The organism is Microbulbifer echini, from assembly GCF_041447225.1.
Taxonomy (GTDB): Bacteria; Pseudomonadota; Gammaproteobacteria; order Pseudomonadales; family Cellvibrionaceae; genus Microbulbifer; species Microbulbifer echini.
In genome coordinates, this window is the sequence record NZ_JBGMEL010000010.1 from 136,954 (window position 1) to 151,323 (window position 14,370).

14 protein-coding genes and 1 pseudogene are annotated in these 14,370 nt (G+C 55.3%); 9 read left to right on the top strand and 6 right to left on the bottom strand.

Going from position 1 to position 14,370, the window contains the following annotated elements; translation table 11 throughout:
* The first annotated feature begins 45 nt into the window (after positions 1-45).
* Positions 46-762, top strand: coding sequence for an SRPBCC family protein (locus tag ACCI51_RS11665; RefSeq protein ID WP_371843691.1), 717 nt, complete (start codon positions 46-48; stop codon positions 760-762).
* Positions 763-845: 83 nt separating this feature from the next.
* Here the strand turns inward: ACCI51_RS11665 and rluB are convergent, their stop codons facing one another.
* The 5 genes and pseudogenes from rluB to ACCI51_RS11690 form a co-directional block, all read right to left on the bottom strand.
* Entirely contained in the window at positions 846-1,703 is an 858-nt protein-coding gene (gene rluB / locus ACCI51_RS11670) for a 23S rRNA pseudouridine(2605) synthase RluB (protein ID WP_371843692.1), read from the bottom strand.
* Positions 1,700-2,839, bottom strand: coding sequence for an SMC-Scp complex subunit ScpB (gene scpB, locus ACCI51_RS11675; protein ID WP_371843693.1), 1,140 nt, complete (start codon positions 2,837-2,839; stop codon positions 1,700-1,702). Before scpB ends, rluB begins: the two co-directional genes overlap by 4 nt.
* 170 nt (positions 2,840-3,009) lie before the next feature.
* Positions 3,010-3,897: pseudogene (locus ACCI51_RS11680) on the bottom strand (segregation and condensation protein A); the annotation flags it as partial.
* A 54-nt stretch (positions 3,898-3,951) separates the two neighbouring features.
* On the bottom strand, positions 3,952-4,575 hold the full coding sequence (locus ACCI51_RS11685) for an L-threonylcarbamoyladenylate synthase (RefSeq protein WP_299584448.1): 624 nt from the start codon (positions 4,573-4,575) through the stop codon (positions 3,952-3,954).
* A gap of 116 nt (positions 4,576-4,691) precedes the next feature.
* The gene (locus tag ACCI51_RS11690) at positions 4,692-5,684 is read right to left on the bottom strand and encodes a PHP domain-containing protein (RefSeq protein ID WP_371843695.1); all 993 of its coding nucleotides are present in this window, start codon (positions 5,682-5,684) and stop codon (positions 4,692-4,694) included.
* Positions 5,685-5,876: 192 nt separating this feature from the next.
* Between ACCI51_RS11690 and ACCI51_RS11695 the strand changes: the two genes are divergently transcribed.
* The 8 genes from ACCI51_RS11695 (at position 5,877) to ACCI51_RS11730 (ending at position 12,327) form a co-directional block, all read left to right on the top strand.
* Positions 5,877-6,602: a VC0807 family protein gene (locus ACCI51_RS11695; RefSeq protein WP_299584452.1), complete on the top strand. Its 726-nt coding sequence runs from the start codon at positions 5,877-5,879 to the stop codon at positions 6,600-6,602.
* 38 nt (positions 6,603-6,640) lie between these two features.
* A complete protein-coding gene (locus tag ACCI51_RS11700; protein WP_299584454.1) occupies positions 6,641-6,940 on the top strand; it encodes a YciI family protein in 300 nt (99 codons plus the stop codon).
* A gap of 29 nt (positions 6,941-6,969) precedes the next feature.
* On the top strand, positions 6,970-7,650 hold the full coding sequence (locus ACCI51_RS11705) for a TIGR04211 family SH3 domain-containing protein (RefSeq protein WP_371843697.1): 681 nt from the start codon (positions 6,970-6,972) through the stop codon (positions 7,648-7,650).
* Positions 7,651-7,775: 125 nt separating this feature from the next.
* Entirely contained in the window at positions 7,776-8,369 is a 594-nt protein-coding gene (locus ACCI51_RS11710; protein WP_299584458.1) for a peptidylprolyl isomerase, read from the top strand.
* Between the two features lie 3 nt (positions 8,370-8,372).
* A complete protein-coding gene (locus ACCI51_RS11715) occupies positions 8,373-9,131 on the top strand; it encodes a pyridoxine 5'-phosphate synthase (RefSeq protein ID WP_299584460.1) in 759 nt (252 codons plus the stop codon).
* Complete coding sequence (locus ACCI51_RS11720; RefSeq protein ID WP_371843698.1) at positions 9,131-10,000, top strand: Rossmann-like and DUF2520 domain-containing protein; 870 nt, start codon at positions 9,131-9,133, stop codon at positions 9,998-10,000. The genes ACCI51_RS11715 and ACCI51_RS11720 overlap by 1 nt, the downstream gene beginning before the upstream one ends.
* Positions 9,997-10,779, top strand: a complete 783-nt coding sequence (locus ACCI51_RS11725; protein ID WP_371843699.1) for a TrmH family RNA methyltransferase — start codon at positions 9,997-9,999, stop codon at positions 10,777-10,779. The genes ACCI51_RS11720 and ACCI51_RS11725 overlap by 4 nt, the downstream gene beginning before the upstream one ends.
* Before the next feature lie 318 nt (positions 10,780-11,097).
* Positions 11,098-12,327: an O-antigen ligase family protein gene (locus ACCI51_RS11730; RefSeq protein ID WP_371843700.1), complete on the top strand. Its 1,230-nt coding sequence runs from the start codon at positions 11,098-11,100 to the stop codon at positions 12,325-12,327.
* Positions 12,328-12,774: 447 nt separating this feature from the next.
* Here ACCI51_RS11730 and guaA read toward each other — a convergent pair whose 3' ends face one another.
* Entirely contained in the window at positions 12,775-14,352 is a 1,578-nt protein-coding gene (guaA, locus tag ACCI51_RS11735; RefSeq protein WP_371843701.1) for a glutamine-hydrolyzing GMP synthase, read from the bottom strand.
* Positions 14,353-14,370 lie beyond the last annotated feature (18 nt).

Below are 14,370 nucleotides of genomic sequence, written 5' to 3' on the forward strand. Positions count from 1 at the left end.
TGGCCATCGAGGTTTATGACCCCAAATTTAACAAAGGGCATGGCTATGCGCTGGATACTCTACATCCTGATTTTCCTGGTCCTATTACTCATGGCCGGGTACTTATTCCCCAGGGAGGTTTCTCTGGAGCGCAGTATTTATATCGACAGACCTCCCCAGACGGTATTTCCCTACGTTAACAACTTTCGCAAGTTTAATAGTTGGTCCCCCTGGCGGAATATCGACCCAGCCATGGAATACAAATACAGCGGCCCGGAAGCGGGCGTCGGCGCTTCCATGAGCTGGCACGGTGAAAATTCTAAAGAGGGCGGCGGGACCCAAACCATAACCGCCAGTACACCGAACTCACTGGTGCAAACCGATTTGGATTTTGGCGACGGCAGTGAGGCCACCGCAGAATTTAAACTGCAAGAGCAAAATGGCGGCACCCAGGTAAGTTGGAGCTTCAATACCGATACCGGGGGTGGCCCGAGGGAGCGCTGGATGGGCTTAGCCATAAAAAAAATGGTGGGTGAGTCCTACGAGCAAGGACTCACAAAACTCAAGCAGCTGATGGAATCCAGCGCCAAAACCAACGAGGTAAACGAGCGAAAAAATAGCGACACTACGGACTCTGTCTCCGATATTCCCTCCGATGTCGACGATGCGATGGGAGGTGGCCCCCAGGGAGTACAGTCTGAAATGCGCAACCAACAGCAGGAGGAGGCGGGAGAAACCGAGGAGAACGAAACAGGGGATCAGAAGGAAAACGAGCAGCCCTAGCGCCAAAAAAACGAGTCCTGATAAATAAAGAGGCCCGCATTACGCGGGCCTAATTTAAGACACAATGCCGTGTGGTTCACACCTCAGGATTTATTGCGTCGCTGCGCCGGTACCGGCGACTTACGCAGCTTGCGCCGCTGGCGCTCCAGGATCTGTTTTTCCCCCTGCGTCAGCGGACGCTGCCCCAGCTTGGGCAGACCGGCAGTGATGCACAGGTCATCAATCTCCCTAGGTTCCATCTCGATCCACTGGCCCACGCGTACGTGGGAGGGAATAAACACGCTGCCATAGCGCACACGCTTGAGGCGGCTCACCCGAACCCCCTGGGACTCCCACAGTCGGCGAACCTCACGGTTACGCCCCTCCATCACCACACAGTAGAACCAGCGGTTTCTGCCCTCTCCCCCACTCTCGACAATATCGGTAAAGCGCGCGGAGCCGTCATCTAAAAGCACACCCTTAACGAGGCGCCTCTTCATCTCGTCGTCCACATCCCCCTGGATGCGCACCAAATATTCACGATCAATCACCGATGAAGGATGCATCAGCTTGTTGGCCAGCTCGCCACTATTGGTAAATAACAGCAGGCCGCTGGTATTGAAGTCCAGCCGGCCTACGGAAATCCAGCGGCCAGTTTTCAGCCTCGGCAGACGGTCGTAAACGGTGGGGCGCCCTTCAGGGTCGTGGCGGGAACAAATCTCCCCGACCGGCTTGTTGTAGAGAATGACCCGACAGCGATTTTCCCCTGAAGAGGGCAGGCCCTGACCGTCAAATTCAATTTGGTCCGCATCGGTAACCCGCTCGCCGAGTTCCGCTACTTTACCGTTAATCGTCACGCGGCCCGCATCGATTGCGCGCTCCATTTCACGTCGTGACCCGAGGCCGCTGCGCGCTAGTACTTTTTGCAATTTTTCGCCTGCTGGCGAGGTGCCATCACTCATGGGGTGGTGTTTTCCGCTTGCACTACATCTTGGGAATCGTCATCGACACCACTGCTTTCCCGGTCCCGCTCCTCTCGGCCGGACGCAGTCTCCGTGTCGATATCACCAAACAGGCTGCTCTTGGGCAATGCTGCCGCAATAGGGGGCGCTGGCTCCCCATCTTCGGCTTCCTGTTCAATTTCGCTTTCATTTTCTGTTTCTAGAGCTGGTTCTTCCCCGGTGACAATGACCCGAGGCTCCGTGGCAGGCAAATTTTCACCCGCCACCTGTGCCAACTCCCACGTATCTTCCAAGGCCTCTGAAGGCGCTGCATCCAATACAACATCATCGACAGCCTGTGCTTCCATCTCAGCTTGTACCGGCCCCGCCGCTTCGAGATTATCCGCGGTCTCTGCCGCGATATCCTCGAGGGCTGCTGCAACCAGAGCATCCTCGGCCGCATCGATACTCTCTTCAGAGGAAACAACCTCTTCAGCTTCTGCTGTACTCTGATCTCCACCCGCTAGCCCGGCATCTCCTGGCGGATCTTCGCCCTCCTCGGTGAGTGCAGCGGGGACCTCCTCTGGAGAAAGGCCTTCGGCTTCGAGGATCTTATTCAGACTTTCAATATCGCGGACTTCGGCCAAAGTGGGCAGTTCATCCAGGGAAGCGAGATTAAAATAATCGAGAAAGTCCCGGGTAGTTGCATAGAGCGATGGTTTGCCCGGCACATCGCGGTGACCCACCACCTTGATCCATCCTCTATCCAGCAAGGTTCTTACGATCTGTGAGCTGACCGCTACTCCGCGAATTTCCTCGATATCACCGCGGGTCACCGGCTGGCGATAGGCGACAATCGCCAATGTTTCCAGGGTAGCGCGGGAATACCTCTGCGCTTTTTCCTCCCAAAGGCGGTTCACCCAGGGGGCTAGGTCCTCAGGCACCTGAAAGCGCCAACCACTCGCCACTTTTTTGAGCTCAAAGCCGCGCCCGTCACAACTTTGAGCAATTTCTCCGAGCGTATCGCGAAGCGTTGTGATGGAAGGGCGGTCCTCCTCATCCAGCAAGGAGAGGAGTTTATCTTCACTGAGGGGTTGTGCGGAAGCCAGTAGAGCACCTTCGAGGAGCCTGCGCAGTAATTCCGGAGCGATTGTCATCTTCTCGTTTCCAACTCTTCTTCTCTGGACGACGCCTGCTCCACAGTGAGCGAGGCTTCATCAACCGAGGCGCTTTCAGCGATAGCGGCCCGGGCCAAATCATCCCCCTCTTCGCTACCGAAGTCACTTTCGCTATCCTCAAATTCCTCATCGACAGAATCACTGCTGTGGCTGGCCGCACGCACGTGAATAGGCCCGAAGGACTCGTTCTGTACCAGCTCCACCAGAGATTCCTTGACCAGTTCCATCACCGCAAGGAATGTCACCACGACGCCGAGACGACCCTCCTCCGCACTAAACAGGCTCACAAATGGCACAAACTGCCCGTGGCGGATACGGTCGAGCACCTGGGTCATGCGCTCGCGGGTGGAGAGCCGTTCACGTTCTACCTGGTGACTCTCAAACATATCAGCACGGCGCAATACATCCGCCAGCGCCACCAGAACCTCTTTTAGATCCACCTCTGGGTCCGGTCGGGTGATATTGCGATCCGGCCCCTCTGCACGGGCCTGATGGATATCGCGCCCCACTCGGGGGATCTCATCGAGATCCTCGGCAGCAGTCTTGAAGCGCTCATACTGCTGTAGGCGGCGAATCAACGCTGCGCGGGGGTCCTCGCCCTCCTCCTCTTCGGCAGCGGGGGGGCGTGGCAACAGCATGCGAGACTTTATCTCAGCCAGCATCGCCGCCATGACCAAATATTCCGCCGCCAGCTCGAAACGTATCGAGGTCATCATCTCCACATAGGTCATATACTGACGGGTGATGTCCGACACGTTAATTTCCAGGATATCCAGATTCTGACGGCGAATAAGATATAGAAGGAGATCCAGAGGCCCCTCAAAGGCCTCCAAAATGACTTCCAATGCATCCGGCGGAATAAAAAGATCCGGCGGCAGGTCGGTAAAAGCCTCCCCCAATACGAGCGCGAGCGGCTCCTCGCCGCTCTGCAGGTCTGGGTTTTCCGGGGTGTCGTCGGCAGAGGACTCGGTTTCGGTAGCCGCGACATCGGCAAGTACCTGCTCCTCCACCTCGGCTAGTAATTCTTCACTGGACACCCTGCCCCACCCTCAAAACCGCAAACAGTCGATTATACACCAGCGAGGCGCCAATCAACCCAGTATTTCATCAGCGGCACCGCAGCCCTGGCGGATCAGCTCCGGCTCCTCACCAGTAAGGTCGATCACCGTGGTTGGCTCCAAGCCACAAAAACCACCATCAATAATCAGTTCCACCTGGTGCTCCAAGGTATCGCGAATATCGTAGGGGTCGGTCAGCGGCTGCTCATCGCCCGGCATAATAAGACTGCAGCTCATCAGCGGTTCGCCCACCGCCTCAATCAGCGCGAGGGTAATTGCGTTGTCAGGCACCCGAATGCCAATCGTCTTGCGCTTGGGGTGGATCAGGCGGCGCGGCACCTCAGCGGTGGCCGGCATGATGAAGGTATAGGAACCGGGCGTGTGATTCTTTAGCAGGCGGAACATCTGGTTGTCCACCTTCGCATAAGTTGCCAGCTCTGACAGGTCGCGACACATCAAAGTAAAGTTGTGGTGTTTATCCAGCTGGCGCAAGGCGCGTATCCGCTCTACGGCCAGCTTTTCCCCCAAGCGGCAGCCTATCGCGTAAGCGGAGTCGGTGGGATACACAATGACCCCTCCGCTGGTGACTATATCCGCAGCCTGACTGATCAAGCGCCCCTGAGGATTTTCCGGATGAATTTGAAAGAACTGCGCCACAAAGCCCCCCAAGCTTTTATGAATTGAAACCTCTCACGGCGGGCACAGGTCGCCCACCAGGGATCCCGGGCCAAACAATATCCGCAACCTGCGCGCGCAGAGTGAACCCCACGCAATCAGGCCGATACCGCTTCCCCGCGTCGATCCCGGTGCAGAGTGTGCCACAGATTCCACACAGGCTCGACGTCTTCGGGCAAGTGCACACAACCGAGCTCCCTCCAGGGCTGCTCCATCTGGTGGAAGTCACTACCCAGCGAACAGTACAGCGGAGCCTTGTCAGACTCGACCACCACCGACTGCATCAGAGTCCGCAGCTCCTTGGTCTGTGTGGGGTTTTGCCGGCCGCAAAGCAGCTCTATCGCATCGCCTCCACACTGGTGGAACGCTTGCAGCAAACGCAGTAGCTGGGTCCGGGTAAGCCCATACTTGAGCGGGTGAGCCAGTACTGCGGAACCTCCGGCAGCATGGATGATCTCGACGGTTTCTTCTAATTGCGGCCAGGCCACCGCCACATCGCCGATTTTGCCGGCCCCCAGGTAACGCTTAAATGCGCGGGCAGTATCTTCCACGTACCCCGCCTCTACCAGCCAGCGAGCAAAGTGCGGCCGCCCCAGGACAGCATCCCCAGCAAGGGTGCGCCCCCCCTGCAGAGCTCCGGGAAAACCCCGCTTATGTAAGCGTTCCGCAATACGCTCTGCCCGCTCCCGGCGCAGCTGTTCGCGCAGAATGATCGCTTCCCGCAGCCGATCCGATGCGGGATCAACATTCAACCCCACAATATGAACCGGGCGGCGCCCCCAGAGGCTTGAAAGTTCAATACCCGCCAATACAGTGACGCCCAAGCGGTCACCCTCCTTCTGTGCCTCCACCACACCAGCCAAGGTATCATGGTCGGTGAGTGCCATCAGCGTCACACCCTGGGATTTCGCCCTCGACACCAGCTGCGTAGGACTTAAAATACCGTCGGATGCGGTACTGTGACAGTGCAGGTCGACTAGGTCTGTATTCAGATCTTCTGGCAAGGCTTTCAACAACAGGCTCTCACTCTCTTTGATGATGGTGGAAAAGTGTGGTGGTGAAAAAGTCGCAGTATCTATTATTTGGAACAATTATCCGGTGCAGCTGTCTTAGCCGCAGCCGGTATTTTCAGGGATAGGGCCCGGACCACAAGTCTGCCTTGGCGGCCACGAGGAACCGGAGTCTGACAGCAGTATTGTCAGCGGGGAAGTTTTTTCACCCGAAAGGCCATCACCTAATGACCTCTCAAAAGCTTCCCGCGGGCATTATCACCGGAATTGAGTATGACCGAAACGAATTCAACCACCCCTTCACCCCAGCAAAAACCCAGGAAGAAAGAGGGCCTGCTTGGCAACTTACTTCTAAATATCGTGATCCCCACACTGGTTCTGACCAAGTTGTCAGGGGATGACTGGCTGGGCACTAAATGGGCCCTGGTAGTAGCCCTGGCTTTTCCCCTCGGCTACGGTCTCCGCGATTTGATTCGCTCTGGCAAGGTCAATTTCTTCTCCGCCCTGGGCATTATCAGTATCCTCCTCACCGGGGGCATCAGTCTAATGGAGCTCGACCCGCAATATATCGCCATCAAAGAAGCCGCCATTCCCGGCCTCCTCGGTATTGCCACCGTCGCCTCACTCTACACTCGCTGGCCACTGGTAAAGACCCTGTTATACAACGACCAGATACTGGACACTGGCAAAATCGCCCAGAGCCTTGCCCATAAGGGCAATCAGGGCGCCTTCGAACGCACCCTGCAGCAAGCTTCCTGGATGATTGCCGCATCCTTCTTCCTATCGTCGGTGCTCAACTACATACTGGCAAAAATCATTTTGCAAAGCCCTCCGGGCACAGCAGCCTTCAATGAGGAGCTGGGTAAAATGACCGCCCTCAGCTACCCGGTGATCGCCCTGCCGGCCACCATCATTTTGATGCTGGTGCTGTTTTTCCTGTTCTCCCGTATTGGCAAACTAACCGGGTTGAAACTGGAAGAAGTCATGGTCCCCCAATAACAAGATTTTCCAATCAACCAACAAGAGCAAGATTCACAATGTGGTACGCAATCATCAGTGAAGATGTTAGCGATAGTCTCCCTTTGCGCAAAAAAGCGCGCCCCGCCCATTTGGCCCGAGTCAGTCGTCTGAAGGATGAGGGCCGCCTGTTAGCTGCGGGGCCACACCCGTCGATAGACAGCGAGGAACCCGGCGAGGCTGGCTTTAGTGGCAGCCTGATTATTGCGGAGTTCCCCTCCATCGAAGAGGCACAAGCCTGGGCTGATAGCGACCCCTATGTCGATGCGGGCGTCTACGCCTCAGTCACCGTCAAACCGTTCAAGTTAGTACTGCCCTAATAACAACGCTAAGCAGAAGCTGTATCACAATGAAGAAATTACTGTCAGGCCTGATCGCCGCCACACTGCTCAATGTGGTTCCGGCAACGGCGGCCGCCGAGACACGCTATATCACCGACCAACTGCATGTGCCCATGCGATCCGGCAAAGGCACTGGATTTCGCATCCTGCACCGTGGTTTGCCCAGCGGCACCCAACTCAGTGTGCTTGAAGATGCTCCGCAAGATGGCTGGACCCGTGTACGTACCACGAACGGCACTGAAGGATGGATAAGACGCCAATATCTGGTTTCCGAACCGGTGGCAAAGCTGAAACTGGAAGAGGCAACAGCCAATCTAGCCCGCTTCGAAAAAATGGAGGGCAACCTCGGTGGTGAGGTGCGCCGACTGGAGGAAGAAAACGGGAAACTGAGCAGCTCCCTGGATTCTATCCAACAACAGAATCAGACTCTGGCTGCCGAGCTGAAAACTCTCAAAGCCCTGTCAGCCGACGCCCTGGCGATGAACGAGCGCCACCAAAAGCTCCTGCACCAGCACGAACTGCTGAAGCAGGAAAAAACTATGGCGGAGGCCGAGATCCAACGCCTGTCCGGCAGTGAGTCGCATAAGTGGTACATGTACGGCGCCCTATCCGTCCTGTTGGGAGCCCTGCTCGCAATGATCGCCCCGCATTTACGCCCGCGTAAACGCCACTCGGAATGGGCCAACTGATATCGCCTTAAATCCCTGAAATCGCATACTATTGAGCCTGGGGAGGGGTACTACCCTCCCAGGACCCACATCCAACACATGGGCAGCAGCGCAGTGGCTCAGCCGTAAAACCTAAAGGACTAAGGATGATGCGAAAATTTTTTGTTTTGCTACTTTGTGCGGCATTAACACTCCCCGCACTGGCCAAAAACCCACACGTGGAGCTGAAAACCGATTTGGGCATAATTCGTATTGAGCTCTTTGCCAAAGAGGCCCCCGTTACCGTAGAGAACTTCCTCGACTACACCGATAGCGGCTTCTATAACGGGATCATCTTCCACCGAATAGTCCCGGGCTTTGTTGTGCAGGGTGGCGGTTTTACCTTTGACTTTCAGAAAAAGGAGACCCGCGACGCCATCGCCAACGAATCCGCCAATGGCCTGCAGAACCTGCGCGGCACACTCTCCATGGCTAGGACCAACGATCCCAACAGCGCCACCTCACAGTTTTTTATCAATCTGGTGGATAACACCCGCCTCGACGCCAAAGAAGACAAACCCGGCTATGCCGTTTTTGGCCGGGTGATTGATGGTATGGATGTGGTAGAAGAAATAGTGCAAAAGCCCCGCGGTCTCTACCGTCAACATCCCAGCGCCCCCAATGTACCTATTCGTATCCTCGAGGCAAAACGTATTAACACCGGCGACGATGCCGTCGCCACCAATAGCAAGGGAGAATAAGCTGTGATCGCTCTCAGCGTTAATCTCAATAAAATCGCCCTGATCCGCAATTCCCGTGAAGGTAACTTCCCCGATGTAGTCACCCACGCACGCACCTGCCTGGACGCTGGCGCCCAGGGTATCACCGTGCACCCGCGCCCGGATCAGCGCCACATTCGCCCAGGCGACGTGCGCGAGCTGGCCGCCCTATGCGGCAACCGTCACGGCATCGAGTTCAACGTTGAGGGCAACCCCTTTGCCGCACACCAGGGCGACTACCCCGGACTGATGGAACTTGTCCTGGAAACCCAACCAGACCAGTGCACCCTGGTACCCGACAACAATGACCAACTGACTTCCGATCACGGTTTCAACCTTAAACTGGACGGCCCACGCCTGGTCCCCGTGATTGCCAAATTGAAGGATGCCGGTATCCGTGTCAGCCTGTTTATGGACCCTGACCAGGAACAAATCAGCCTGGCCAAAGATGTAGGCGCGGACCGTATCGAGCTGTACACCGGTCCCTACGCGGAAGCAGTGGCCAAACAGAGTCCGGAAATGGAAGATATCTTCAATACCCACTGTGCCGCCGCCGAGCATGCGCGCCACCTGGGCCTGGGAGTGAACGCCGGCCATGACCTAAACCTGGTCAACCTACCCCGCTACCGTGCACTGCCCGGATTGCAGGAAGTTTCTATCGGCCACGCCCTCACCGTAGACGCCATCGCTATGGGCCTGGAGAATGCGGTCAAAGCCTATCTGGACTGCCTCGCCGGCAAATAATGAAAACACTCAATATTATTGGTGCCGGGCGCCTGGGGAAAACGCTCGGGCGCTTGTGGCAGCAGGCTGGCTTTTTTCAAATTCAATCCATCCACAATCGCACCATCGACAGCGCACATGCCGCGGTCGAGTTTATTGGTGCCGGGCAAGCCGCCTCGTCAATCGAGTCCATGAATGACGCGAATTGCTGGCTGATCTCCTGTAGCGATGGAGAAATCGAAACAGCAGCTGAGCAGCTGTCCTCGAACTTCCAGCAGCGTGAAGGGGCAATCGCTTTCCATTGCAGCGGCGCCCTCAGCTCTAAAGTACTCAAGACCCTGCATCCAACCTCTATTGCCAGCGCCCACCCAGTTCACAGCTTTGCCGACCCGCAACGCTCCATAGATAGCCTCGGTGGCAGCAGCGTTGCCCTGGAGGGTGACAGCCTCGCTGTGCTGACGTTGACAGAGGCCTTCGCCTCTATAGGGTGTAGAACCCTGGCTATCAGTGCCGAGCACAAATCTCTCTACCACGCGGGCTCGGTGATCGCTTGCAATTACCTCACTACCCTGATTGATCTTAGCCTGCAAAGCTTCGCCGCTGCAGGCATCAACCACGATAAAGCCCTCAGGCTACTCGAACCCATAGTGCTGCAGACCGTGAAGAATAATATGACTCTGGGCCCGGAGGCCTCGCTCACTGGCCCAATTGCCCGGGGAGACCTGGAAACAGTAGCAACTCAGGCAAAAAGCCTCACCTCAGCAGACCCGCACTTGGCGCACCACTATCGCCAACTGGGTCTCGCCTGTGTAAAGTTGGCGCGGCGCGGCCAGCTGTCCGATGAGACAGCGGCCAAATTGATCGAACTACTGAGTGAGCCAATGCGGTGAAAGACTCCTCTGAATACCTGGAAAAAAGAGCCTTCTTCGATAGCCTGCTGACCATATACGGGCGCAAACCGGTCCTGGAAGCACTGGAAGATCCAAGCCTCCCTCTGCACAAGTTGCACCTGGCAAGCAGCAACCGGCGAGATCAGCTGATCAATCGCATGGAGGCCCTGGCCGAGGAGCGCCAAATAGAAGTTGCCCACTGGGATCGAAAGGGGCTCTCCCGCATCTCAAAGAATGCCCGCCAGGATCAAGGGGTGGCACTGGACCTCGCCCTGCCCAACTACGGCACTTGCAAAACATTCCTACAGCAGCGGGAAAGAGGTACCAGCCAACAGGCTTACGAGCTATTGGCACTCGATGGCATTACCAACCCGCAAAACCTCGGCATGATAATCCGTTCCGCGTGTGCCGGTGGCGTGGATGGTATAATCCTGCCAAGAAAGGGCTGCGCCCAGGTCGACCCTCTGGTAATCAAAGCCAGCGCCGGCGCCCTGTTTAAAACCCAAATCCTGCGCTGTGAAACCCTGGCGGATGCCCTGAGAGACTTTCGCGAGTCCGGTGCGCGTATCTGCGGCCTATCCTCCCACGCGCCAAAGACCCTGGCAGAAGTCACCGGGGACAGGCCGACTATTTTTGTACTGGGCAATGAAACCCGCGGTGTCAGTGATGCGGTAGCCAAGCAGTGTAATGAGTTACTGCGCATCCCCATGCGCAACGGTGTGGAGAGTCTCAATGTGGCCGTCACTGCCGCTCTGATTAGCTTCCGTAGGGAGCTATAACAAGCCGATCAGTCTCTGAGTTTGGAGCAATTAAAAATAGAGGAGAGCTTATAAATATCGGTAAGAGTTCTTTTTTGTTGTTCTCTCTGGGCTTTTCAGACTCACAGGTCAAGTTACCCTATGGTGAGAGCCCTGGCCTCTGTGATATTTTGTACACTTATTACTATTTAGTGTAATAGAACTTTTAATCAAAGATTGAATTGAGCGGCCTAGCCTGAACATACTAGGAATTGGGCGATTTCAGGGTTTAGAGTGGCTGAACTCATAAAGATGTACTTTTGTTCCGCTATTAAGCGTTTTTTATAGATACCCAAATTCATGTTTCGTGCCCTTAAGACCCTCCATCTCGCAATCCCCCTATTCTTTTTATCAGCCACCACAATCCAAGTTGATGAGCTGTACCGAGCAGTTTTTTTCTGTGCCGTCCTGCCGGCAACACTGTTTTTGATCTATAGAGAGCGGAAAACTTTTTTTACCAATACCCCCAGTGCATTTTGGGTGGGTGCCGCCCTACTTACCTACTTATTTGCGAGCACCCTCTGGAGCACAGATATCACCAGCAAGGTAGCCATTCGCCACCTACGTTGGCTGATCGGAACCGGTATCTTCATTTGCAGCATGTACATCATAGGGCGGGATATCCTGGAGAACCGCCGACCATTTAGGCATATCGCACACGCCATCGTTCTGTTTGCCACAGTCGCCACACTCGCGACCTACATGCTGGATGGACTCTACCCCGCGCGCCTCACCGGGCCCGGATTCCTCTCTCATGCCATTCAGGGACCCTCTGCACTGATTTCACTCTGGGCGATTGGCTTTATAGATAGAACCCCTTTTGATCGTCGCAATGCACTTTTAACGATCACAGCTACTTCGATGCTACTGGCTTATACCCTACTAACCCAGAGCCGGGGCCCTTTAATCACTTTGATCGTTGCGATCATCTTATATAGCGCCCTCTACCTACGCTCGCTGTACTCGCTAAAACTCTGGCCGCTGGTAATATTGCCCGTGGTGACTCTTGGTGCGCTAATTACCCAGATCGAATGGGCATTTTTCCAGGAATTGCTGGACCGTGGATCCAGCTTCCGCCTGGTAATCTGGAAACACACCCTGAGTGAAGCGAGTAATCACTGGCTTTTCGGCGCTGGCGTTGCAACTAACCTTCGAGAAACCAGCGCTGGGCTGGCCATCCTCAATGAGGTTGGTATCAATCCGGAGCACCCACACAGCATTATTATTTCCATGTTGTATTACGGCGGGGCAGTAGGCCTGGGGCTTTTCTGTATATTTTCAGGCCTCCTTCTCCGGGGCCTGATCTGTGCTCGACTTACCGGCACAGGCATTGCCTGTATGATCTCCCTAATCACCACATTTCTGCTTATGTCCTCCGACGGGTATCGCCTTGCATCCGGCCCCTCCCCCATGTGGTTAATATTTTGGACTCCCTTTGCCTTAAGCCTGGCGTACATCGCTCACCATGCCTCTAAAAAGCAGCTGGCGGTCAATAGGCCACCCTATCCACAGAGTCTCCGCAGCGACTAAAACCTCTGTCGATGACCACACTTCCATTCACCTTCAATGGCGTGGACTAAATCCTCAGGGTACACACCCTTACCGGTTAATACGTAAGATATTCCAGGGCCGCTCAAAAGGAAAAGTGCGCTAACGGCCCCGGAACTAGGGCTAAATGGCCCTGGGTTATCCTCTACCCACAGAATCTGTGGATATCTCTGAGGATAACTCCACTATCCCCGCTGCGAAGGCCCATGGTTGCGCCAATGTGACAATCTGAAGAAAAAATGACCACACATGGAAACGCTTAAAAAATCAAAGAGTTAGGGTTAAGGGTGTAGAGTATTGGGAGGACGGGCGAAGCAGGTGGCTATCCCCAAGGGAAATAGCCACGACTGTGGAAAGTGGAACGCTCAGCGTGGAAAATCCGACTGTGGGGCGCTGAACACCCCATCAGAAAGCCGTGTAGCTAAACAGTTACTCCCACTCAATGGTGGCAGGTGGCTTGCTGGATACGTCGTATACTACGCGGGAGATATGCTCTATCTCATTAATAATACGATTGGATACCTTCTCTAAAAGCGCATAGGGCAGGTGCGCCCAGCGCGCGGTCATGAAGTCCACAGTTTCCACGGCACGCAACGCCACTACATACTCGTAACGGCGACCATCCCCCACAACACCAACAGATTTCACCGGCAGGAAAACTACGAACGCCTGACTGGTTTTGTGATACCAATCGGCCTTGTGCAGCTCCTCGATAAAGATTGCATCGGCCTCGCGCAGGATATCCGCGTATTCGGCTTTTACTTCGCCGAGAATACGTACGCCCAGGCCCGGTCCCGGGAAGGGGTGGCGATAGACCATATCGTAGGGCAGCCCCAACTCCAGACCGACCTTACGCACCTCATCCTTAAATAGTTCGCGCAGGGGTTCCACCAGTTCAAACTGCATATCTTCCGGCAGGCCACCCACATTGTGGTGGGACTTGATCACATGCGCTTTACCGGTTTTAGCGGCGGCGGATTCAATCACATCCGGATAAATGGTGCCCTGGGCAAGGAAGTTGACATCCTGTAACTTGGCAGCTTCACGATCAAAGATTTCGATAAATGTGTTGCCGATGATTTTACGCTTGGCCTCAGGCTCATCCACTCCGATCAGGCGCGACAGGAAGTCGTCTTGCGCTTCAGAACGAATCACCCGCACCCCCATATTGTCGGCGAACATCTGCATCACTTGGTCGCCTTCGTTCTTGCGCAGCAGACCATTATCCACAAAGACACAGGTCAACTGATCGCCGATAGCCTTGTGCAGGAGTGCCGCCACAACTGAGCTGTCGACACCACCGGATAACCCCAACAGTACCTTGCCAGCTCCCACCTGCTCGCGCACCTTGGCGATGGAATCCTCGATAATATTGGCCGGCGTCCACAGCTTTTCACAGCCACAGATGTCAATCACAAAATGTTCGTAGATCCGCATCCCTTGCAAGGTATGCGTGACTTCCGGGTGAAACTGCACGCCGAAGAAATTCTTCTCGGCGGAGTACATCCCAGCAATGGGACAGGAATCCGTAGAGGCCATCAGTTCGAAACCTTGCGGCATCTGCACAACTTTATCGCCGTGGCTCATCCACACATCCAACAACGCCTCGCCGTCATCGTTGAGATGGTCTTTGATATCCTGTAACAGCTTTGATGTACCCTCCGCTTTCACCTGGGCATAACCAAACTCGCGGATATCACTACCCTGTACCGCGCCGCCCAGCTGGTGCGCCATCGTCTGCATGCCGTAGCAGATGCCCAATACCGGTACACCCAAAGTGAAGATCACTTCCGGTGCTCGGGGCGACCCCTCCTCCGGTACGGACTCGGGGCCACCGGCCAGAATCACGCCTTTTGGGTTGTATTCGCGGATCTCTTCCTCGCTCATATCGAAAGCGCGGATTTCGGAGAAAACACCCAGCTCTCTTACACGGCGGGCGATCAACTGGGTGTATTGGGACCCGAAGTCGAGGATCAGTATTCGGCTGGAGTGGATATCTTGGCTCATGATTGACTCGATAACATG

Bases quoted from the DNA above. Each gene is read 5' to 3' on its own strand.
- ACCI51_RS11730 (WP_371843700.1), top strand. From the start codon at position 11,098: ATGTTTCGTGCCCTTAAGACCCTCCATCTCGCAATCCCCCTATTCTTT.
- ACCI51_RS11700 (WP_299584454.1), top strand. From the start codon at position 6,641: ATGTGGTACGCAATCATCAGTGAAGATGTTAGCGATAGTCTCCCTTTG.
- ACCI51_RS11720 (WP_371843698.1), top strand. From the start codon at position 9,131: ATGAAAACACTCAATATTATTGGTGCCGGGCGCCTGGGGAAAACGCTC.
- ACCI51_RS11710 (WP_299584458.1), top strand. From the start codon at position 7,776: ATGATGCGAAAATTTTTTGTTTTGCTACTTTGTGCGGCATTAACACTC.
- ACCI51_RS11695 (WP_299584452.1), top strand. From the start codon at position 5,877: ATGACCGAAACGAATTCAACCACCCCTTCACCCCAGCAAAAACCCAGG.
- ACCI51_RS11705 (WP_371843697.1), top strand. From the start codon at position 6,970: ATGAAGAAATTACTGTCAGGCCTGATCGCCGCCACACTGCTCAATGTG.
- ACCI51_RS11665 (WP_371843691.1), top strand. From the start codon at position 46: ATGCGCTGGATACTCTACATCCTGATTTTCCTGGTCCTATTACTCATG.
- guaA (WP_371843701.1), bottom strand. From the start codon at position 14,352: ATGAGCCAAGATATCCACTCCAGCCGAATACTGATCCTCGACTTCGGG.
- rluB (WP_371843692.1), bottom strand. From the start codon at position 1,703: ATGAGTGATGGCACCTCGCCAGCAGGCGAAAAATTGCAAAAAGTACTA.
- scpB (WP_371843693.1), bottom strand. From the start codon at position 2,839: ATGACAATCGCTCCGGAATTACTGCGCAGGCTCCTCGAAGGTGCTCTA.